Source organism: uncultured Arcticibacterium sp. (genome assembly GCF_964021845.1).
In the GTDB taxonomy this organism is placed as follows: domain Bacteria; phylum Bacteroidota; class Bacteroidia; order Cytophagales; family Spirosomataceae; genus Arcticibacterium.
In genome coordinates this window covers 423,880-445,781 of record NZ_CAXHZC010000002.1, presented here as the reverse complement: position 1 = coordinate 445,781, position 21,902 = coordinate 423,880, and the positions used below count along the sequence as shown (strand labels likewise).

General features: G+C 38.4%; 14 protein-coding genes. 6 read left to right on the top strand and 8 right to left on the bottom strand.

All coding sequences use genetic code 11. From position 1 onward, the window contains the following. Nucleotides 1–44: 44 nt before the first annotated feature. The gene (locus AADJ06_RS08625) at nt 45–9,353 is read left to right on the top strand and encodes a 3-coathanger stack domain-containing protein (protein WP_341226027.1); all 9,309 of its coding nucleotides are present in this window, start codon (nt 45–47) and stop codon (nt 9,351–9,353) included. A 132-nt stretch (nt 9,354–9,485) separates the two neighbouring features. Here the strand turns inward: AADJ06_RS08625 and AADJ06_RS08620 are convergent, their stop codons facing one another. Next, nucleotides 9,486–10,040: a hypothetical protein gene (locus AADJ06_RS08620; RefSeq protein WP_341226026.1), complete on the bottom strand. Its 555-nt coding sequence runs from the start codon at nt 10,038–10,040 to the stop codon at nt 9,486–9,488. Nucleotides 10,041–10,175: 135 nt separating this feature from the next. Between AADJ06_RS08620 and AADJ06_RS08615 the strand changes: the two genes are divergently transcribed. Next, entirely contained in the window at nt 10,176–11,507 is a 1,332-nt protein-coding gene (locus AADJ06_RS08615) for a PhoH family protein (protein WP_341226025.1), read from the top strand. Nucleotides 11,508–11,509: 2 nt separating this feature from the next. Here AADJ06_RS08615 and AADJ06_RS08610 read toward each other — a convergent pair whose 3' ends face one another. From AADJ06_RS08610 to AADJ06_RS08590, 5 genes are all read right to left on the bottom strand, one after another. Beyond that, a complete protein-coding gene (locus AADJ06_RS08610; protein ID WP_341226024.1) occupies nt 11,510–12,334 on the bottom strand; it encodes a hypothetical protein in 825 nt (274 codons plus the stop codon). 232 nt (nt 12,335–12,566) lie between these two features. Continuing rightward, nucleotides 12,567–13,505: a sugar phosphate isomerase/epimerase family protein gene (locus AADJ06_RS08605; RefSeq protein ID WP_341226023.1), complete on the bottom strand. Its 939-nt coding sequence runs from the start codon at nt 13,503–13,505 to the stop codon at nt 12,567–12,569. A 31-nt stretch (nt 13,506–13,536) separates the two neighbouring features. Then, nucleotides 13,537–14,202, bottom strand: coding sequence for a DUF1080 domain-containing protein (locus AADJ06_RS08600; protein ID WP_341226213.1), 666 nt, complete (start codon nt 14,200–14,202; stop codon nt 13,537–13,539). Nucleotides 14,203–14,388: 186 nt separating this feature from the next. Further along, entirely contained in the window at nt 14,389–15,276 is an 888-nt protein-coding gene (locus AADJ06_RS08595; RefSeq protein ID WP_341226022.1) for an SMP-30/gluconolactonase/LRE family protein, read from the bottom strand. 31 nt (nt 15,277–15,307) lie between these two features. Further along, nucleotides 15,308–15,856, bottom strand: a complete 549-nt coding sequence (locus AADJ06_RS08590) for a hypothetical protein (RefSeq protein WP_341226021.1) — start codon at nt 15,854–15,856, stop codon at nt 15,308–15,310. A 227-nt stretch (nt 15,857–16,083) separates the two neighbouring features. Here AADJ06_RS08590 and AADJ06_RS08585 point away from each other — a divergent pair, with 227 nt between their 5' ends. The 3 genes from AADJ06_RS08585 (at nt 16,084) to AADJ06_RS08575 (ending at nt 18,304) form a co-directional block, all read left to right on the top strand. Continuing rightward, nucleotides 16,084–16,653, top strand: coding sequence for a DUF1080 domain-containing protein (locus AADJ06_RS08585; protein WP_341226212.1), 570 nt, complete (start codon nt 16,084–16,086; stop codon nt 16,651–16,653). 156 nt (nt 16,654–16,809) lie between these two features. Next, entirely contained in the window at nt 16,810–16,953 is a 144-nt protein-coding gene (locus tag AADJ06_RS08580) for a hypothetical protein (RefSeq protein WP_341226020.1), read from the top strand. 79 nt (nt 16,954–17,032) lie between these two features. Continuing rightward, a complete protein-coding gene (locus tag AADJ06_RS08575) occupies nt 17,033–18,304 on the top strand; it encodes a sterol desaturase family protein (RefSeq protein WP_341226019.1) in 1,272 nt (423 codons plus the stop codon). A gap of 127 nt (nt 18,305–18,431) precedes the next feature. Here AADJ06_RS08575 and AADJ06_RS08570 read toward each other — a convergent pair whose 3' ends face one another. Together AADJ06_RS08570 and upp are read right to left on the bottom strand one after the other, a co-directional pair. Beyond that, entirely contained in the window at nt 18,432–19,691 is a 1,260-nt protein-coding gene (locus AADJ06_RS08570; RefSeq protein ID WP_341226018.1) for an MFS transporter, read from the bottom strand. Between the two features lie 47 nt (nt 19,692–19,738). Beyond that, nucleotides 19,739–20,383: a uracil phosphoribosyltransferase gene (gene upp / locus AADJ06_RS08565; protein WP_341226017.1), complete on the bottom strand. Its 645-nt coding sequence runs from the start codon at nt 20,381–20,383 to the stop codon at nt 19,739–19,741. A gap of 575 nt (nt 20,384–20,958) precedes the next feature. On the opposite strand from upp, the gene AADJ06_RS08560 reads away from it, so the two are divergent. After that, nucleotides 20,959–21,897: a hypothetical protein gene (locus tag AADJ06_RS08560; protein WP_341226016.1), complete on the top strand. Its 939-nt coding sequence runs from the start codon at nt 20,959–20,961 to the stop codon at nt 21,895–21,897. Nucleotides 21,898–21,902 lie beyond the last annotated feature (5 nt).

Genomic DNA, 21,902 nt, shown 5'->3' with positions numbered 1-21,902 from the left:
ATTCTACAATTATATAGCATTCTTCTAAACCTAACCTGTCAAATATGAATTTAACATTTACCTCAACCCGTTTATTTGGACCCTTTAATAGGGCCGCTAAGATTTATTCATCAGTCTTAAATTGTGTTGCCTATTTAGGCTTGGTAACACTTTTATTTATCTCAAATTCCTTAAAAGCTCAAGTGCCTTTAGTTAGTTGGGATGTAAATGGTATTGAAAATTATGGCGAAAGCCCTTTGGCTCCAGTTGCTAATGGAAATATTGAAAATATTGTAGGTTTTACACGAGGAACAGGCGTAAATGCTGGTTCTGGTGGTGTTACTGGTGGCTGGGGAGGAACCAATTGGGAAAGCACTTATGCAGGAGCTATAGCCGATGAGAGTGTAATCAATTTTGGTTTTAAACCTAAACCTGGCTTTGCAGTTTCACTTTTAAGTTTGGAGCCATTTTCTTATCGACGTTCGGGCACAGGTCCACAAGATGGAAGATTAGAGTATACTATAAATGGAGGTACAAGTTTCTCAGGGATTACGCAAGGTCCTTTTTTCTTTGGGAGTTCATCTGTTGGCGGTGCTGCTGTATCTCCTACACGTACTCTTACAGGGGATCTAGATTTACAAGAAACATCTGAAGAAATAGGCTTCAAGCTTATTCCTTATAATTCTACGAGTGCTAGTGGCTCATTCTATATATATGATGTGGCTTCAGGTTCAGATTTTTCCATAAATGGAAGGGTACTCGGAACTACTGAGACTGCATTAGCCTTAGATGCTTGTTTAGATTTTGATGGAACGGCTAAAACTTTTGAGGTTAAAGGAGATGGTCTTACAGTGGCCGATGTTACAATTACAGCTCCAGCTTCTTTTGAAATATCTCTTGACGGAATTACTTATGCTGCTAGTTTGACATTGTCTCCGGTAGGAGGGAGTGTATCGGAAACATATTTTGTACGATTAAAAAGTGGTTTAGCTCCTGGTACATATAATGAAAAAGTAACTGTAGCTGGTGGAGGTTTTAGTTTAGGAGCGAATTTAGGTGTTGATGTAAACGGAACGGTACATGCATTACCAACAGCTTTTGTGAATGCGGTATCCCCTATATGTATAGGTGATGATTTTCCAACAGTATCAATAGATTTAACAGGTAATGCCCCTTTTAATTTAACTTATTCTGATGGTACTAGTTCCACAGGTCCCATCACAACATCCGATAACCCTTATGAGGTTTTAAGTACAGCAGATGGTGAATCTTTTACAGCTACAGGTCTCACAGATGCAAAGGGATGTGTGGCTTTAGAAGCTGGGCTTACAGGAAGTGCTACGGTGGTAGTCAATAGTTTGCCAGAAGTTTCGGTAGTAGCTAGCACTGGTTCCACATCTGGTTTATCCGGAGTATATAACGAAGGAGAAAGTATAGTTTTAAATGCAACAATAGATGTAGGCTCTGGAGCATATAGCTGGGAAGGTCCTGATGGTTTCACCGCTGGCGATAATAATAGTCAAACTATTTTAAGCTCAAACTCTAGTAAGGCAGGCGTATATACTGTAACGGTAACAAATGGAAACTCATGTGAAGGAACAGCTACGGCTAATGTAATAGTTTATGATAATATATTATTTGTAGATGATTCAGGTGATAACAGTAATACAGGAAGTGGAAGTAGTCCTCTTGCAACTATTCAGAAGGCTGTGGATGTTTCAATTTCAGGAGGAATCATTCAAGTAGGGGCAGGTACTTATGCAGAAAATATAGTAGTTGATAAAGAACTGGATATTAGAGGCCCAAATTACGGAATATCTCCAAATACGGGGATTAGAGATGCTGAGGCTATCATTGTTCCTGCTACTTCGGGCTCTGACGCTTTGTTTACTATTAAAGCCAGCGATATCACTATTGATGGTTTTAAATTAGATGGAGACAATGTTAACCTTAGTTCTGGTTGGGCTGGTACTAACGGTGCAGATATAGATGTTTATGAAGGAATTGTATATTATGATGCAGGGAATTCTTTAGTTGTGAACGGTTTAAAGGTGGAAAATAATATTCTTCAAAATATTCAATATTTTGGTATTGACCTTTTTGGCTGGAAAAATTATAATAACCCGTCAACAACTGGTCATCTTATAAGCAATAACTTATTTAATGATTTAGGTACTTACAATGCTGGAAACGGTTATGATAAATGGGGTGGAGCAATTTTACTTTACAATGATAACTATGCTCATGTCACAGACAATGTGATGAACAATGTAAGAATGGGAGTTCAGACTGGTAATTTCCATGATGCAAATCCAGGAGATGTTATTTATCAGACGATTGAAAACAACAATATCCAAACACGAAGACTTGGCGTTTTCTTCAATTTACACACAGGACCAAATGTGGCTCCAATGACAGTTTCGAATAATACAATTACTGCGATAGCTAACAGTGGAGAACTTAAATGGAATGGTATGTTGCTTTCAAGTTTGAGTGATGCTGCCGGAACTGTTAGTGGTAACGTCATAGACGGAACAGGGACTGACGCGGCCACTGCTACCGTAAACGGAATTGAAGTTTGGAATGTAAAAAATGACGCTCCAGTGGCTATATCCGAAGGAACTATTTCAAATGTTAATACGGGTATTTTTCTTAACAATTTTGATGGTTATAGTACAGACGCTAGTAATGGTGCCCATGCTTCAATTTCAGATATTACTATTTCACCTAATACATCTGGTACAGGAATTCGATTATTAGATAGTCCTAAGAGTTCTCATGTGGCGGTTGAGGCCACTTTAGGTGCTGATATAATCATTAACGGCGGTGCTATTGGAATTGAGGTAGACAGTGCATCAGCTAAAGTTAATTCGCCGCTTGGTAATGTGAGTTTTACAGGACAAACTGGAGATTATATTAAAACAAGAGTTAACACTAATAATATGGATGCCACTGCGGCCTCTTTCGATGGTAAAACTGGTGCTACGGCATCAAAAGCTGAGAATTTTGCTATTGAAGATAAAATCACTCATAAGATTGACAATGCAGCACTTGGTTTAGTACGAGTGAAAGCTGCAGAATTATTTGTAACAACTAACTCTGGTAATATTCAAAGAGCGGTCGATGCCGCTTCGGTTTCCGATATTGTCAATGTTAATGAAGGAACATTTAATGAGCAGGTGATTGTGAACAAGTCGCTTACTATTTTGGGACCTAATGATGGAGTTTCGCCAAATACAGGTGATAGGGGTGATGAGGCGGTTTTAGTGAACAGTGCAGCAGGTAGAGCATTCTCTATATCAAACGGAAATACGGATGTAACCATTAGCGGATTTAAGTTTGACGGAGGGTCGCCTATTCACGACGGGAATGCTACCGGTAATCCAAACACGTCGGATGTAACATTCAGTAAAAATTTGATAGTAAATGGCAATGCCATATATGCAGCAAATGGTACATCATGGGCAGATCTCATAATTACTGATAATAAATTTGAAGATATTAATGCTACCGCAACATCAAGTGGAATGCAGGTATCTCATACGCTGACTACTACCATAACAGATAATACATTTATAAATATTAACTATGCGGCAATGGTTATTGATGCCACACCAACTGTTAATATTTCGGGTAATACAGTCGATGGTACGGGGTATCAGGGGATTCAGATTGCAGGTGCTGTAGGAGATGTAACTATTGAAAACAACAAAATAAGTAATGCCAATAATGTAGCTCAAGCTGTAGATAGAGGAGCTATTCGTTTATACGGTTCCGATTTTGTAGGTACCGTGTTGATTGCCAATAACGAAATCACAGGAGGATATAACGGTATAGCCATAAAGGATGGCCAAAACATAAGTGGTAAAAATATTACTATTTCGGAGAATAGCATAACTAACCTTACTGCCGGTAATGCTATTTATCACGGTGGTATAGGTGCGTTAAACGCTACTTGTAACTGGTTTGGTAGTACAGAAGCAGCAACTGTCAATATTCAAGTTACTGGTGATGTTAATTTCTTACCTTTTGGAACTAACGGGACAGATGATGATGTGAATACACTTGGTTTTCAGCCAGTATCTGGAAGCTGTGATGGCTATGGTCCAGTTATAGTTTACGAAGGTTCTACTACTAATGTAAGAAGTAGCCACATGACTATTCAAGGGGCGATTGATGCTGCTACAGCTAATGATGTTGTTGAAATAGGCGTAGCATCACATACGGAAGGTCAAATTATTGTAAACAAATCATTGACAATCCAAGGTAAAGGAAGTGCCAACACAACAGTTCATTCTAACTATAACACACTTACTTCAAATCATGCTAATGATGCTTCAGCATGGATTAGGACTACAGCAGGAACTACAGTTAATATAAAGAATTTAACCTTAGACGCTTTAGGAATGACTAGCCATGTAGCTGTTCGTTTTCAATCAGATGGTTCTGTTGAAGGTGTTGCATTTAACGAGATTAAAAGTGCCCCAGTAAATGGAACAGCTATTCAAATAGTAAATGGTAATGTTGATATCGAAAATTCGGTCTTTACCAATATTGGTCGAATTGGAGCACATTTTAGAAGTGGAGTGATTCCGGCAGCAATTATATCTGGTTCATTTAAGAATAATACTTACACAGGTAAAGGAGCAGGTAATTGGTTAGATTACGCCTTAGATATTTCCGGGGGAGTTGATCCTTTATTGGTTGAAGGAAATACTATAACAAACAATTTAGGTATTGCCGAATCTGATGGTTCTACATCAGCTGGTATTTTGGTAACTTCATATTTCCCGTTGCCGGCTAATAGTGTCGCTAATAATGTTACCATTCAAGGTAACACATTAAGCGGTAACTATGCAGGAGTTACGGCTGGTTATCTTGCAGGAGATATAAGCGTTCTGAAAATTGAAGGTAATGATATTGTTGGTAATACACATGGGGTTACTACAAATGGTCCCCTTGTAAATGCTGCTAAAAACTACTGGGGCTCTCCAGATGGTCCTTCCGGAAGTGGAAGCGGATCTGGTAACTCTATTGCTGATGGCATAGATGCTTGTCCTTTTTATAATGGTCCTGTAGCAACAGGAACTTTGGTTGATTGCCCAGTATTGAATACAAATACTTCCGAATCCTTTGTTTCCATTCAAGCAGCCTTAGATGACTCTGATACAGACAATGGCCATGTGATTACTGTGGCAGCAGGTACTTATAATGAGAATATAGTTGTAAACAAAGAGGTAGTAATTCTAGGAGCCAACGCCGACACAGACTGTAGCGGAACCAGAAACTTAGAGTCTATTATTTCGGTGTCATCAGGACTACCATTTAATATTACTGCAGATAATGTAGTTATTAATGGTTTTGAAATTACTGCACCATCGAGTTCTAATGCTATTAGAGTTGGAGATGCATCACATGTAGATGTTGTTTTTAATAATATACATGAAATAGGAACCACTTATACAGGAGGGAACATTCATTCAATTATTTATACAGTTCCAAGTACTAATAATAGCGATATTAATATCTCAGACAATTGCATAAATGATATAAGTAGTACAAACCTTACAGGTTATAGTTCTAGTGCCATTGGTATTTTACAATCTACCTCAACGGGTGTTTTAACGGGATTAAATATTGAGAGAAACATCATCAGCAATGTTACGGTTAATGATGGAGACTGGCCAACAGGAAAGATAGCCTACGGTATTCAAATAAATGTTGGTGGGAATTCTAATTATCTCAGCAATACTGGAAAAGTAGTGAACGCTTCAATAAGCAATAATGAAATATCTAATATTTCTGGTTTTGTAGCGACTGGTATTGGTTTGGAAGGAAACACAGAAGACGCGATTGTAACTGGAAATAAAGTTTCAAACCTTACTAGTTCAAAAAGCTCAGATAAAGCTGGTGGAGGTTATGATTTGAATGGCTTGAAGTTTGAAAACAATGCATTTGTATCAACAGTTACGGTAGAAAATAACAGTTTTGAAACAACTTCATTTACTAATAATGGTACTTCAAATCGTGGATACGGTGTTGTGAACTATGTTCCGGGTGCTACAGCCACATTGGGATGTAACTGGTTTGGAACTGCGGTTTATAATGAGATAGAGGATAATGGGATATCAGGAAAAGTCTTAAGCAAAGCTACCGCAAACATAGACTTTAGTCCTTACTTGACTGACGGTGGGGATGGAGCAGGAATAGGCTTCCAGCCAACAGGAGATTGCTCAGGTTCACCTCTAGTAATTACTAGTGCTATATCAAGCCCCGAATTATGTGAATCTAAAGGTTCAATTGAATTTACCTTCACCGGTGGGACTGCACCATTTGCCTTCTCATGGACAGGTGGTGGTTCTGCTAGTGAAGTAACCAGCCCTTATTTTATTACAGGATTAGATGCAGGTGCTTATACCGTTACTGTTTCAGATGATAATGGTTCTAGTGTAACAGCAACTGCAGAGGTCGTATTCTTACCAGTTTACAATAGCACGTCAAGTCAAGGATATGCCAATATTCAGGATGCTATTGATGCTGCTACTGCTGGCGATGTAATTGAAGTTTGTGAGGGAACATATAATGAAAGTTTAATTGTTCCGATTGCTGTTAGCCTAATAGGTCCAAATGCAGGAACATCTGGCTGTGATTCACGAGGAACCGAGGCTACAATTGATGGTTATATAAAAGTAACTTCTTCAGATGTCTCGATAAACGGTTTTAGATTACTAGATGGAGCTCAAGCACCAGCTGGGGAATTAGCGGCTGTGCATATTGTCAGTGCTTTAAGTAACGTTTCAATAACGAATAATTACGTAGAAAGGACCGGGGTGCTGGACTTTGATGTATCTAGAGGTATAGTAAATGAAATAGGCGGCACCACTAACTTAACGGTAAGTAATAACTATTTCACAGGCTGGCATACAGGTACTTATTTACAAAATGCAGACGCTGATGTTACCAATAACTGCTATGTTTTAAACCAAGTAGGGATTTCCTCAGATACGCCAATTGACGTTTTAGTTGATGGTAATGATATACATAATAATGCTTTTGAAGGTATAGGAATAGGAGGAACAGTAGGTCAAATGATAATTAGTAACAATAATATTACTGGTAATCTTGACGGCGTTCATAATTATTCCTCAACGGAGATAAATGCAGGATCAAATTGGTGGGGAGATGCATCAGGGCCTTCTGATTTTGGTCCTGGTACAGGAGATAAAGTGAGTGCTAATATTACCTTTTGCCCATTATTAAATGATGAAGTAGGAGTAGGGACTGCTGTGGATTGTAGAGTGTTGAATATATCAAATGGAGAATCATTTGTTAGCATTCAAGCGGCAATTAATGATGCGGAAACTTCAGCTGGAGATACATTAGTAGCAGAGGCAGGTACTTATAATGAGAATATAGTTGTTAACAAAGAAGTAGTAATTCTAGGAGCCAATGCCGACACCGACTGTGGGGGAACAAGAAACTTAGAGTCTATTATTTCGGTGTCATCAGGACTACCATTTAATATTACTGCAGATAATGTAGTTATTAATGGTTTTGAAATTACTGCACCATCGAGTTCTAATGCTATTAGAGTTGGAGATGCATCACATGTAGATGTTGTTTTTAATAATATACATGAAATAGGAACCACTTATACAGGAGGGAACATTCATTCAATTATTTATACAGTTCCAAGTACTAATAATAGCGATATTAATATCTCAGACAATTGCATAAATGATATAAGTAGTACAAACCTTACAGGTTATAGTTCTAGTGCCATTGGTATTTTACAATCTACCTCAACGGGTGTTTTAACGGGATTAAATATTGAGAGAAACATCATCAGCAATGTTACGGTTAATGATGGAGACTGGCCAACAGGAAAGATAGCCTACGGTATTCAAATAAATGTTGGTGGGAATTCTAATTATCTCAGCAATACTGGAAAAGTAGTGAACGCTTCAATAAGCAATAATGAAATATCTAATATTTCTGGTTTTGTAGCGACTGGTATTGGTTTGGAAGGAAACACAGAAGACGCGATTGTAACTGGAAATAAAGTTTCAAACCTTACTAGTTCAAAAAGCTCAGATAAAGCTGGTGGAGGTTATGATTTGAATGGCTTGAAGTTTGAAAACAATGCATTTGTATCAACAGTTACGGTAGAAAATAACAGTTTTGAAACAACTTCATTTACTAATAATGGTACTTCAAATCGTGGATACGGTGTTGTGAACTATGTTCCGGGTGCTACAGCCACATTGGGATGTAACTGGTTTGGAACTGCGGTTTATAATGAGATAGAGGATAATGGGATATCAGGAAAAGTCTTAAGCAAAGCTACCGCAAACATAGACTTTAGTCCTTACTTGACTGACGGTGGGGATGGAGCAGGAATAGGCTTCCAGCCAACAGGAGATTGCTCAGGTTCGCCCTTGGTAATTACTAGTGCTACTGCTGGGCCAACGGTATGTGCAACAAAGGGTTTAATAAATGTTACATTCTCGGGAGGGACTGCACCATTTGACTTCTCATGGACAGGTGATGGGTCTGCAAGTGATGTAACTAGTCCGTATTCAATTACAGAATTAGATGCAGGTGTATACACTGTTACTATTACTGATATCAATGGTTCCTCTGCCACTGCAACAGTAGAAGTGATACTATATCCAATTCCTGAAGTACCAACTATTGAAACAGATAATAGTGAACTATGTAAAGGAGAATCGGCAGTGTTAACAGGTACATGTTCTTCAAGTTCAGATATTTTCAGATGGACTACTCCTGGAGTTAACGAAGGAGATGGAGTGTCTGCATTGTCAAATACAGGAACATTGACTGTGCAAAAAGCAGGTACTTATAGCGGTTATTGTGAAACTCAAAACGGTTGTACAAGTGATATGACAAGTATGGTGATTAATGAGAAGAGTAACTGTGGAAGTAGTGCTTTCATAACTATTACTCCAGAGTTACCAGCAATTTGTCCAGGTGCGTCTATTGACCTAACCGCTACTGGGTGTACAGGTACAATAACTTGGTATGCTGATGGAGCAAGCCCAGTGACGGGTTATACTGCCACATTAAGTCCAGCAGTAACTACTTCTTATTTTGTAAGCTGTAGCTCGGGCGGTTCTAATACAGTGGATGTGAAAGTAGCAGAGCAAAACCTTATGGAAACTGGAAAAGTGACTACCGGTATGTTAAGAGTGAAGGCTTCTGAAACAATAGAGTCTACCAAGAAAATTGGAGATGCTAATTTTACGCCAGCTCCTAATGTGACTTATGAAGCAGGTAATGCTATAGTATTAATGCCAGGTTTTAGTACTGAGCATTCTACGGTGTTCAAAGCTGAAATAAAAGTCTGTGACTAAATGCTGGATTAGCTAATAATGCTTTTAAGGAAGGACTTGGGCCGCGAACTACTAATTTGGCCCAAGTCCTTTTTTGCATCTATACACAACAGAGTGGCGTAATGTTTAGATTAGTTTAAAAAGACTCTAAAGCTAAAGAATAACTTTTCCAGCTATTTCAAATGTCTTTTCAGTGCCAATGAAGAGCTCCTGATTCCCATTTATGTCGTAAGTAGAAAGGTGGCCATTTAAGAATTCTACCAAAACGTTTTTGGTAGATTTGTACAGGTAATTGTCTGTGGTATGTACCGAATTTATTTTTAATAGGTTTCCATTTTCATCTTTGAAAATTTCAAGAGATGAAACCGGTAACTTCTCACCTGCTTTTAGTTTGTAGGATATTTGGTTTAAACTATCCGTTTCATCATAACTTAGTTTATAGGCAGCCTTATTAAGGTCAGACTGAATAATTATTTCTAACTCCTTTTTCCAATCAATATCATTGGTGTTAAGTTCTTCGCTTTCATCATTTATACGTACCGATTTATGAACCGTTGGTTTATTTTCGGTAAGCCAGTCTATTTCATTCTGAATGACTGTTTCTAAATCGTAGAAGGTTTTTTCTTTGACACTGCTTTCTTCGGGGTTACAAGAAATAAGGCCGAGAATTAAAAGAAAGGAAAAGTTTTTCAAAATAGCTTTAGTCATATTACAAATATAAACCTAAAGTGGGGTTTAAATAGTTCACACAAAGGATAGCATACAAACGATAAAATAATAAATAACTTGTTTGCTTTAGATTCTATACCTTATATTGGAATTTAAGAGAAAGAGCTTGCAACTATGGGAAAAGAATCATCAAAGAAAATATTTGTACTAGATACTTCGGTACTATTATTTGACCACAACGCCATTCAAAATTTTGAAGATAACGATGTAGCCATACCTATTACGGTTTTGGAAGAGTTAGATAATTTCAAAATTGGTAACGATACCAATAATTTTGAAGCTAGAGCTGTTATTCGCTTTTTAGACAAGCTCCCTATGGCATCTGGTTTTGATAACTGGGTAGAGCTGGGCGAAGGCAAAGGAAAGCTTAAGATATTGATGAAATCTGAAAAACTAAAGGTAGATGCCTCTCAGGTTTTTGGAAGTGATAAAAACGACCATAGAATTATTAATGCCGCTCTGTCACTAAAGGTTAATACGGCAGAAGCAAAGGTTATTTTAGTGACCAAAGACATCAATCTTAGAATAAAGGCTAAAGCCATAGGTTTACTTTCTGAGGATTATTTGACAGGTAAGGTCAAAAATATGGCTACCATTTCTGAAGGTTATCAGGCATTTGATAAGTTAGATTCAGAGTTTATACATAATCTATATGTTAAAGGTGTAGTTAAAGAAAGTGGTGTATTGGGCAAATCAAAAATTGCCAATAGCTATTATACCTTAAAAAACGGTACGGAGTCGGCACTGGCCAGGTATGATGTAGACACAGATATGTTTCATAGGGTGGAGTCTAATTATGCCTATGGCATCAAACCTCGAAACACGGAGCAGGCTTTTGCTTTAGATTCGCTCTTAAACGACCAAATAAAGCTGGTGGCTATTCAAGGGGTGGCAGGGACCGGAAAAACGCTTTTGGCTTTAGCAGCAGCATTAGAGCAACGAAATAAATATCATCAGATAATTCTGGCAAGGCCTATTATACCGCTGAGCAATAGAGATATTGGATTTTTGCCAGGAGGGGCGGAAGAAAAAGTTTCGCCTTATATGCAGCCACTTTTTGATAACCTTAAGTTTATTAAAGCTCAATTCAAGGAAACGGAAAAGAAGAGCAAGATACTGGACGAAATGCAGCAAAACGGGAAGCTTTCTATTACTGCTTTAGCTTTTATAAGAGGCAGAAGCCTTTCTAATGTCATGTTTATAGTAGACGAGGCTCAAAACCTAACACCGCATGAGGTCAAAACCATTATTACTAGGGCAGGGGAAGGTACCAAAATAGTTTTTACTGGAGACATAGCTCAAATAGATACACCTTATATGGATGAGCAGTCAAACGGGCTGGCCTATTTGATAGATAAACTGAAAGGGAATCACCTCTTTTCTCATATTAAATTAGCCAAAGGCGAGCGTTCGGAACTGGCAAACCTTGCTAATGAGCTTTTGTAAGTTTAAGAAAGTATTCCATTTTTCTTCATCAAGGCAGCCACCTCTTTGGCAGATTTGATAGCGTCATTGTTAAAAAAACGCCTAGCCTTGGTTAAGATATTTTTATTATAACTGTGAACGGTAGTTATACTAAGGTTCTCTTTTTTAGCAATTTCTTTGGCTGTAAATGGTTTCTCTAGGTTCTGAGCATATAGATTTAGTAAAACTATTTCTCTGTGTGTAAATGGGTTTTCGTGAGCCGGAAGATGGTTGAAAACCTTGTTTACCATTCCATTAAATATTTCTTTTATTTTAGGGTCAACATCATAAAAACGCGGTAGTGCAGCCTCATTTTCAAACTTTTTAATGATGACAAATTCTGATAAATAAGAGAGAATCTGTCCTTCTTCAGACATTTGCCAAACAGAGATGGTTCTTTTGCATAATAAGGTTTCTCCATCACTATTTGTAAGTGGTACTAGGGCCACAAATTTGGGTTTTAAGAAACCTATAAAAGTTCTTTCGGCCATTTTAAAAGTTTGTTTTCCCAGTAAAAAGAGTAGCTGTCTCATGGCTCCTTCGGGCATAAGACTGATATAATCTTTAAAAGTAAAGTGTGCTTCCTGAAAGCCAATTTCATCTAGGCCATTTGCTTCCGTTATTTCCAGATTCATAAAGTCTACCACGAAGTAAAAGGTTTCTCTTCGTCGGCCAATTTTGAGTTTTTTTAACTCGTCTTCGTGAAGCTTTTTTGGAATGATAGGTAAATGATTTTTAAAGTCTCCATAGAGCTCTTTTACAAAATCTTGAATTCCCGCTAGTTCTTCTTCTGTATTATTTTTTGTCATGTGATTTAGTTTTCACCCTAGGGTAGGGTATTTGTTAGTCGACCTTTTTGTCCACCTTTGATTAATTATTCATTTGCAGAGGAATTAGGGGCTTTTTAGGTGTTTTTATTAGAAAAGTTATGTTTTGTTTACAAATGTCTATAGTAGTACGGCCTTCCCGTTTTACTAATAATCCACAAAGTAAAAGAAAGAAAAAGGAGGCTTGAATTAAAAATTTAAGCCTCGTTTTCATTTAAGCAGTAGCACTTTCTACCACAGCTTTCATCTTAGAAATTCCCATTTTACAAGCTTCAAAGGCGTCCATTTTCCAAACGTCTTCATTGAAAATTTCTAACGAAAGGGAAATAGGTACCCCTTTCGCATTTAAGGTTCCTAAAATGTCATCCATAGGAGCATCGCCATCTCCTGGCATTACTCGCATAGCATCAGTCAGTTTTGATTTTTCAATATTTCCAGGGTAGTCATTTATATGGAACATCTGAATTTTACTTCCATTAATCATTTCTAAAGCTTCAAACGGAGAGCCGCCTCGTCTTAAATGATAAACATCAGGAAGAATTACCGCATCAGAATGACCAGATTCGGCAGCTACAAAAAGCGTTTCGCCAAACAAATGTAAGTTTTGAGAAAAACCCCAAAGTTCTAACTGTGGCAGTACACCCATTTCTTTTCCAAGGTCGCACACTACGCCGAATCTTTCTGCTGCTTTTCTTAGGTCTAAGCAGGGCTCATTAGTAGCACCAAAAGGCGGTGCAGCTATTCGCTTGCAGCCTATTTGAGCTAGCATGTCCATTTCTCTTTTGGTTTGTTCTATGGCTTTGTTTCTGACCTCGTCATTGTCTACTACCCACTGAGCAAAACCTATGGAGTCCTCTATCACTATACCCAAGTCGTCTGCTTTCTTTTTTACATCAGCTAGCTTTCCGCCGTCTTTAACAAAGGCTTCCAGTGTTCTCATCCAAATTTCAATACCATCAAAACCGGCTTTTGCAGCAAGCTCGATTTCGGTCATGAGGCCTACATTTTGCTTCATGATGGTGCTTGTATTAAGGCAAAACGTGAAATTGTGTTTTGTTTTTTTTACTGGAGCAGCCATCAATTTTGATGAACTGCCTACGGCAAGTGCCGCTGTGGTGGCAAGACCAGATTTTATAATATCTCTTCTATTCATATCTTATTTATATAGGCAGGTTTTGTAAATTTTAAAAGTCGGTATCGGCAGCTTCAAAGTCCATTTCTTTAATCCAGACATTTCTGTAAAGTACGTCATGCCCTTCGGCTTGAAGTTTTAGTCCGCCTGGTCTGTCAGTAATACCCTTACCGCCATCGTTTCCACCGTCTAGTCCTGATTTTTCTCCACCCCAAACTTGCTGAATTTCTACATTGGTATGAGCTTTTTCGCCATTAAAGTATAAGGTGACCATAGGTTTTTCACTTAGGTTTCCTTCGTCATCAAACCTTGCCGCACGAAACTGAATATCATATGCATTCCATTTCCCTATACCGTTATAAAGATGATATGGTGATTCGGATTCATTTATAACCGCAGCCATTCCATGTGTGGTGGTGTCGCCATCTAATACCTGAATTTCGTATCTGTTTTGTAAGTAAACACCAGAGTTCCCGCCTTCTGTGGCAATGAAAAATTCTACATGAGCTCTAAAGTCTTTGAATTTGTTTTTAGTGACAATGTCCACAGAGCCATATTTGCCGCCTTTTCCGCCAGGGTCATTGCTGCTAATAGCATATTGACCAGTTTCTTGGTCTTCCACTGCCATCCATTTTATAGGGTATTCGCCAGAAAAGCCTGGTCCTTCCCAATATTCCCATTTGTCGTGAAGAATTTCTTTGGTGCCATCCATGTACATTTCGGCACCATCTATGGCGGCTGCACCTACGCCTATTTCAGGTATTTCTTCTATTATTGTAGATTCTGCATTTTCAGTATTACTGGAGCAGCTAGAAATTAAAATGCTGCATGGTATAGCGAGTACTAGATTTTTGATGCTAGATTTTCTTAACATTGATTGGTTCATTTTTATAATGGTTTAGGGTTATTTTGCTCCTTCTACATTCATTTCTATGGAGTAAAAAGATTTTGAGGCAGTAATGAATAGGGTTTTGTTTTTCTTACCACCAAAAGTGATATTGGCTGTCCAACCTTCGGGTACGTCAATTTTCTCTAAGACTTCACCTTTTGGGCTGTAAATGGTAACGCCTTTTCCTACTAGATATACATTGCCGAGTTCGTCTAGCGTCATACCGTCTGAGCCTTGTTCACAGAATAGTTTCCTATTACTAAGTGTACCATTGGCAGCCATGTTATAAACATAAGTTTTTTTATCGCCAATGTCGGTGATGTACATTTTGTTTCTGGCTTTGTCTCCAATCAGTCCATTTGGACGAACGAAACTATCCGCCGCTATACTCACTTTTCCTAATGGGTTTCTATAATAAACGCGTTGTTCGTCTTGCTCGCTTTCAGTATGTTTCCAGTAATCTCTTTTGTAAAATGGGTCAGAATAATAAATACCGCCTTGGGAGTCAATCCAAAGGTCGTTTGGGCCATTTAAGCGTTTATTGTCCCAGTTTTTGACCAACACTTCTACGTTTTTGTTTTTGTCAATTTTCCATAGCTCATTGTCATTATCGGAACAGGACATAAGGTTGCCATTTTTGTCAAAAAAGAGACCGTTTGCTCTGCCAGAGCCATCCATATAAAGGCTTAACACACCCTTGGTAGTGTATTTCCAGATTTTGTCGTTTGGCTGGTCTGTGAAATATACGTTTCCTTTTTTATCGGCAGCGGGGCCTTCGGTAAAGGAAAATTGGTCTGAAATTAAAGTCAGTTTTGCTCCTTCTTTAACTAGGTTTTGGGCTGAAGCGTTTAAGGCTATTAAGCTTAGACCTAGCATTAGGGTTTTGATAAATTTGAAGTACATTTTTGATAGCGTAGGGTTGATTAAATTTTATTTACTGCGGAGGTGTAATCATAATATGTGCACGGTAGGTACCAGGAAACATAATCCAAGGAGCACCAGCACTCATTGGTCTAATAGGTAAGCCGGAGCTTTCGGCAGTAGCCCAAGGAATATAAACCACCCATCTTAGCTTAGCATCTTCTTTGGTCTCTCCACTAAGTACATATAAGGTAGATGCTTTCTCTGGCATTATTAATTTACCAGCTTTAGCTTCCTCTTCTCTAATTTTTTCTATTTCACCTCTGCTCTTTCCTTCGGCTTTAAGTGCTCGCCCTCTTGCCATAAAAGGGTCTAGGTTTTTGTGATAACAAGCCACCGAAAAACCTTCTTGCTTAGGATTGTCTGCAAGGCAGATAAGGTTGTTTGTGCCAGTTTTAATTACTTTGAAAACATCATTTTTATCATAGCCCATTACAGTGGCGTCATTTCTGTCGCCTTCATCCAAGGCTAAAATGGCATCGGCTATCTGCTGTTTTTGACTAAGGTTTTGACCCATAGCAGCGTAGGTACAAAAAGACATTAAAATCAGTAGAACTTTCATAGGCTTGTTTTATTTATTAGGTACAATTTAAGGTGATTGTTATTTAAAACATATCAATTTAGAAATATTTCGTGGTAGAATAGCCGATAGTCGACTTTCTAGGGGAATTCGGAGTTAAGGAAGACTTACTTAGTAATATTGAATTATATTCGTCCTAAAATTTACTTAACCAAAGAAATATGATAAATATTAAAAAGCAGTTAATTCTGGTGGCATCGTTTTGTTTTATGCTGGCGTTTCAGGCTCAAGCTCAAAAAGCTAAAGCAACACCATTATTTAATGGAAAAGATTTGACAGGTTGGACTATTTACGGAACCGAAAAGTGGTTTGTAGAAGATGGTCTTTTAGTATGTGAAAGTGGTCCTGATAAAGGTTATGGCTATTTAGCTACTGACGAGAGCTTTAAAGATTTTGAGGTAGAGGTTGATTTCCGTCAGCAAGCAAATGGTAACAGTGGAATTTTTATTCGTTCTTCTATAGAGGGGACCAAAATTACTGGATGGCAGGCAGAAGTAGCTCCTCCGGGACATGATACTGGTGGCGTGTATGAGTCTTACGGAAGAGGCTGGTTAATTAAACCAGACCCAGAAAAAGACAAATACCTTAAAATGGGAAAATGGAATACCATGAAAGTAAGAGTGGTAGGTCCTACCATTACTACATGGCTGAATGGTCATGAAATGATTACCCTTACAGATGATAAAATAGGTGAGGCAGAAGGTTCAATAGCCCTTCAGATTCACGACGGTGGCGGAATCAAAGTGGAGTGGAAAAATCTTAAGGTGACTAGACTTTAATTTTGACTATAGAATTTATTTTAAAGCCGCTGAGAAATATTTCTTGGCGGCTTTTTTTGTGTAAAGGGTGCTTTGATTCTAAGTTATTTTTTGAGTTGTTATCATCCGATTAAAATATTGAATTGATTTAGAAGTAACTATTGAAAGCTTTAAAAGGTGTTTCCCTTTTCTAAACAACGAACAACAAAAAAAAAAGCAGCGGCAGATACCACAGTTTTAGAGGCTGAAATAGACCAGATGGTTTATGAATTATATGATTTAACGCCAGAAGAAATAGCCATAGTAGAGGCAGGTGTGTAGCGATATGCCATGGGCTATGTAGGTTTTTGTTTCGTCAAATCACTATATTTGAAAAATTACGCTGCAAGCATACTAATTTATGGAAACTTACGCCGGAATTTTACTCATAGCCTCACCACTGTTTTTTCTCTTTGTTTTGGCAGAGAAAATTTACGGATACTTCGTAAAAGGTGACTCCTTTAAATCAATGGATGTTATTTCCAGTTTAAGCTCTGGTTATACTAATACCCTCAAAGATGTTTTAGGCATTGGTGTTTCGCTTTTGACCTATACATGGATGGTGGAGCACTGGGCTTTTATCAAAATTGAATACACTTGGTTAAATGTTTTGATAGCTTTTATGGCACTAGATTTAGCGGGGTATATAGGTCATAGGATAAACCATTCAGTCAATTTTTTCTGGAATCAGCATTTGATTCATCACTCTTCGGAGGAGTTTAATTTGGCCTGTGCTTTACGTCAAAGTATATCGGGTTTGGTAGGCTTCTTTACTATTTTTCTTGTGCCTGCTGCTTTATTAGGAGTCGATTTTAAGATAATTGCCATAGTGGCACCGCTTCATCTTTTTGCTCAGTTTTGGTATCATACCGAGTATATAGGCAAGCTAGGCTTTTTAGAGAAAATTATAGTAACGCCCTCGCATCATAGAGTGCATCATGCCATTAATCCGGAATATTTGGATAAAAACATGGGGCAAATTTTCATATTTTGGGATATGTGGTTTGGTACATTTCAGGAAGAGTTAGATGACGTGCCGCCAGTTTATGGCATTACCAGACCCGTAAGTACATGGAATCCTATAAAGATTAATTTTCAGCACTTTTGGCTCATGGTGAAAGATGCTGTTAGGGCTGATAGTTGGTGGGATAGTGTTAGAATTTGGTTAATGCCTACAGGTTGGCGGCCAGCCGATGTAGAAGCGAAATACCCTGAACCTAAAATAGAAGACCCCTATAATTTTGAAAAGTATTATCCTGAAGTTTCTCAAGGTGTTTTAATCTGGTCTTGGATTCAGTTTTTTACCACTTTTGGATTTCTGATGTATTTCTTCACGGCTTTAGGCCGTATGGACGCTGGAGGCATGGCTGCATATGGTTTGTTCTTGTTTTTATCTGTGTATGCTTACACAGAGTTTATGGGTAAGAATCCTTTAGCTATTTGGCAGGAATTAGCTAAAAACGGACTTGGTCTATTTTTGTTTGTCAATCATGATGGCTGGTTTGGCTTGGAGAGCCTGAATGCCGGACTTAACTTCGTGGTGGTGGCGTATTTTATTGTGGCCACTTTAGTTACTGGCTATTTTGTGCTTACAGAATTTCGGGAAAAGCCTCATGCTGTGCCGCTAAAATGAAAAAAACCTTCCGAGGTCATCGGAAGGAGTAAGTTTTACTTTTTCATGGCTATAACTAATTCAAAGGTACTTTTTCCATGAGTGATATTAAAGGCAAATCATACGTTTTTCTTTAAGTATTTATACGCTATTCTTCTAAATAGTCTAGTTCCTTATCGTGCGTTTCTGGAATGGTAAGCGTAGAATAAAAACCAATGGCGTAGGCAAATATGGCAGTTATAGCTCCTGCCCAAATAATACCACTAGAAGGTTTGAAGAATATGAAAATAGCAATCATAGCAGGTAAGGCACCTCTTACCATGTTTGGAATAGTGGTGGCTGCCGTAGCTCTTAAATTAGTGCCAAACTGCTCTGCACCAACTGTTACAAACATGGCCCAGTATCCAGTCCCGAGTCCTAATAAACAACAGATGGCGTATAGTTCATTGGCTGAGCTTACTCCCGCAAAAAGAAAGAGTATAACCGCTACTGCCGAAAAAGACATCATATAAAAAATAGCTTTCTTTCTTGATTGTAATTGCTGGCTAATAAAGCCGCTTAAGAAGTCTCCTGCCGAAATTCCTATATAAGCCCACATTATAGCCATTCCGGGCTCCACAGGCTCTGCTATTCCAAGGGCTTCTCCAAACTCATTACTGAAATAAGCCAAAATACCAATGCAAAACCATGTAGGTATGCCTATGCCTATACATTTTAAATATTTCACAAAACGCTCCCAATTATTAAAAAACATAAAGAAGTTACCCTTAGAAACGCTTTTGTCTTTCGTGAGGTTGGTGTAAATGCCAGATTCTATCACACCTACCCTCAGGAGTAAAAGGGCAAAACCCATAGCACCTCCTATAAAGTAAGCGATGGTCCAGTCGCCAGAAAGGCGAACCGTAAAATTACCAACCACAGCACCCATCAGGCCTATACCTGCTACCAGCGAGGTTCCAATGGCTCTGAGCCTGGTAGGTAAACTTTCTGATACCAATGTGATTCCTGCTCCTAATTCGCCTGCTAGACCTATTCCGGCAATAAACCTTAGCCATTTATAGGCCTCTACTTGGTCCATGAAGGCTATTTGCGGTATTAAACCACAGGCAACATTCGCAATGGAATAGGTAATAATAGAGCCGAAAAGTACAGATAGCCTTCCTTTTTTATCTCCCAGTGTACCCCAAAATATGCCACCCACTAGCAAACCATAACTTTGATAGCTTAGAATGGAGTTTCCGGCGGTAGCTACTTCTTCTTCAGAAAGGCCTAAAGCTCTTAAACTAGGCACTCTTACAATACCGAAAAGCTGCATATCATAGATATCGACAAAATACCCGAGGGCGGCTACAATTACTGGTAGACTGAAAAGTTTTTTCCAGTCGGCAGCAGAGAGTTTTAGAGACATATAATAGTGGTTATGATTAATTAGGGTTTAAAAATAGCTATTTGTTATTAAATCTTATCGCCGAAGGCCAAATCTCCAGCATCTCCCAAACCTGGAATTATGTAAGACTTACTGTTAAGGTCTTTGTCCAAATCTCCCAAGTATAACCTGCACTCTGGCATTCTTGCTTGTACAAATCTTGCTCCTCTAGCTGAGGCTATGGCGGCTACTATATAAGTTCTTTTAGGAATGCCATAGCGTAACATGGCGTGGTAGGCTTTTTCTATAGACTTTCCGGTGGCTATCATGGGGTCACAAATTATCAAAGTACGGCCTTGTATATCGGGACTGGTGATATAATCCATTTCAATATCAAAATCATCTTTGGCATTATGAGAGCCCCTGTAGGCTCCAATAAAAGCATTGTCTGCCTCATCAAAATAGTTTAGCATGCCATTGTGGAGGGGTAATCCCGCCCTCAATATGGTTACTAAAACGGGTTGGTCTTTTAAGGTTTTGGATTCTTTTACCCCTAATGGCGTGGTTATTTTATCGTTTTCAAAATGTAGATTCTTTGAAATTTCATAGGCCAATATTTCTCCTATGCGTTCTATGTTTCGTCTGAATTTCTGTCTGTCTTTCTGAATATTGACATCTCTAATTTGGGCAAGAAAATTATTGGCAATGGAGCTACTTTCGGCAAGAATATACATGAGTGTTTTTTGAAAAGGTTAAGATGAACCCAATATACGACGCTTAGCTCGAATATTAAATGGATTAGTATTATGAGATAATAAAATGCCATTGATATTCTACCAAGTATTGAATTGACATTAAAAAAGTTTTCAAAACCTAAAAGAAGACATTTTTACTTAGGCTGGCCTTCCGGCCGGGACTTCATTTTATGCGGGTCGCCGCACCGATTGAAAAAAAAACGAACGGCAGCGGCCAACCGTCAAAAAAAGCAACACGGCAGCGGCCGACCGCCTGTAAACTCGTACACTCAAAATTCTTATTGTTAATGAAATTTGATTAAGGAATTTGAACTGAATTTTGACCGTACTCACATAGTACAGGGCGATATAAGGAAGTCATAATAATTATGCTTTTAATCGGATGAAAATAGTAGATATTATGATTCTGAACTTACATCTTAAGAGAGTATGGTATTGTTAGAGTGAAGTCAAGCTATGATTTGATATAACAGTTGTCGATAATTTTTCTTTGTCTTAAGCTATTTTAACATAGATAGAGCAGTTTTCTTAGCTCGATTTAGATTTATTTGTATATGCATAGAATCTGTTTTTTGCTTTTACTTTCTTTCTCTTGCCTCGGGCAAAAGGCTGTTAGCTATAGAGTGCCGGCTAATGGTCAAATAACACTTAGCGACGGCATTGAAATCCCCCAAGTGGATGCTGGATACACAATTTTTTTGACTGAAAATAAGGCCATAGGGGCAGTGGTGTTTTTTCATACAGAGCTTGATACTGCCATATCAAATAGTATTATAAACTTAGCTAGACAGCGAGATTTAGCAACGCTTTTTGTCAATACCGAAAACAGTTTTGAGTTTCTTTTTGAAGTAAAAAAGATGCAAGAACTGGAAAGTTATATTTACCAAGCCTGTGTTAATTATGATGTACCCATTGATAATTTACTATTTTCTGGAATGTCTTTGGAAGGTACTCGGGCTTTGAAAATGGCTATTTTTTCTAAAAGCGATGATTCTCAAAATCATATTTTGCCAAAAGCCGTGGCCATTTGTGACGCCCCCTTAGACATGGTGCGTTTTTGGGCTGAAACAGATAAGGCCTGGCGTATGAACCTTAATGAAGTGGCTGCCAATGAAGGGCAGTGGGTGAGCCACTACCTCACAAAAAACTTGGGCGGAAAACCAGCCGAGGTTATCACCAATTATATTAATTATTCTCCTTTTTGTTATACCGCCGAGTATGGCGGAAACGCCCGTTTTTTAAAGGATATAGCTATAAGGGCCTATACCGAGCCAGACGTTATGTGGTGGATAGAAAACCGTGGCAAAGATTATTATTCTATGAATAGCATTGATGCCGCAGCACTCATTAACCAAATAAAGATAGACGGAAATGAGCATGCCGAGCTAATATTGACCGAAGGTAAAGGCATCAGACCAGACGGCAGCAGGCATCCTCATTCTTGGAGTATTGTAAACGAACCCGAGCTTTTAAATTGGTTTCTTGGGCTGTAATATGA

What these genes read in the sequence shown, in the direction of transcription:
- AADJ06_RS08560 (WP_341226016.1), top strand. Translation starts at nt 20,959, where the DNA reads ATGCATAGAATCTGTTTTTTGCTTTTACTTTCTTTCTCTTGCCTCGGG.
- AADJ06_RS08610 (WP_341226024.1), bottom strand. Translation starts at nt 12,334, where the DNA reads ATGACAAAAAATAATACAGAAGAAGAACTAGCGGGAATTCAAGATTTT.
- AADJ06_RS08585 (WP_341226212.1), top strand. Translation starts at nt 16,084, where the DNA reads ATGCTGGCGTTTCAGGCTCAAGCTCAAAAAGCTAAAGCAACACCATTA.
- AADJ06_RS08575 (WP_341226019.1), top strand. Translation starts at nt 17,033, where the DNA reads ATGGAAACTTACGCCGGAATTTTACTCATAGCCTCACCACTGTTTTTT.
- AADJ06_RS08595 (WP_341226022.1), bottom strand. Translation starts at nt 15,276, where the DNA reads ATGTACTTCAAATTTATCAAAACCCTAATGCTAGGTCTAAGCTTAATA.
- AADJ06_RS08605 (WP_341226023.1), bottom strand. Translation starts at nt 13,505, where the DNA reads ATGAATAGAAGAGATATTATAAAATCTGGTCTTGCCACCACAGCGGCA.
- AADJ06_RS08570 (WP_341226018.1), bottom strand. Translation starts at nt 19,691, where the DNA reads ATGTCTCTAAAACTCTCTGCTGCCGACTGGAAAAAACTTTTCAGTCTA.
- AADJ06_RS08615 (WP_341226025.1), top strand. Translation starts at nt 10,176, where the DNA reads ATGGGAAAAGAATCATCAAAGAAAATATTTGTACTAGATACTTCGGTA.
- AADJ06_RS08625 (WP_341226027.1), top strand. Translation starts at nt 45, where the DNA reads ATGAATTTAACATTTACCTCAACCCGTTTATTTGGACCCTTTAATAGG.
- upp (WP_341226017.1), bottom strand. Translation starts at nt 20,383, where the DNA reads ATGTATATTCTTGCCGAAAGTAGCTCCATTGCCAATAATTTTCTTGCC.
- AADJ06_RS08600 (WP_341226213.1), bottom strand. Translation starts at nt 14,202, where the DNA reads ATGTACATGGATGGCACCAAAGAAATTCTTCACGACAAATGGGAATAT.
- AADJ06_RS08590 (WP_341226021.1), bottom strand. Translation starts at nt 15,856, where the DNA reads ATGAAAGTTCTACTGATTTTAATGTCTTTTTGTACCTACGCTGCTATG.
- AADJ06_RS08620 (WP_341226026.1), bottom strand. Translation starts at nt 10,040, where the DNA reads ATGACTAAAGCTATTTTGAAAAACTTTTCCTTTCTTTTAATTCTCGGC.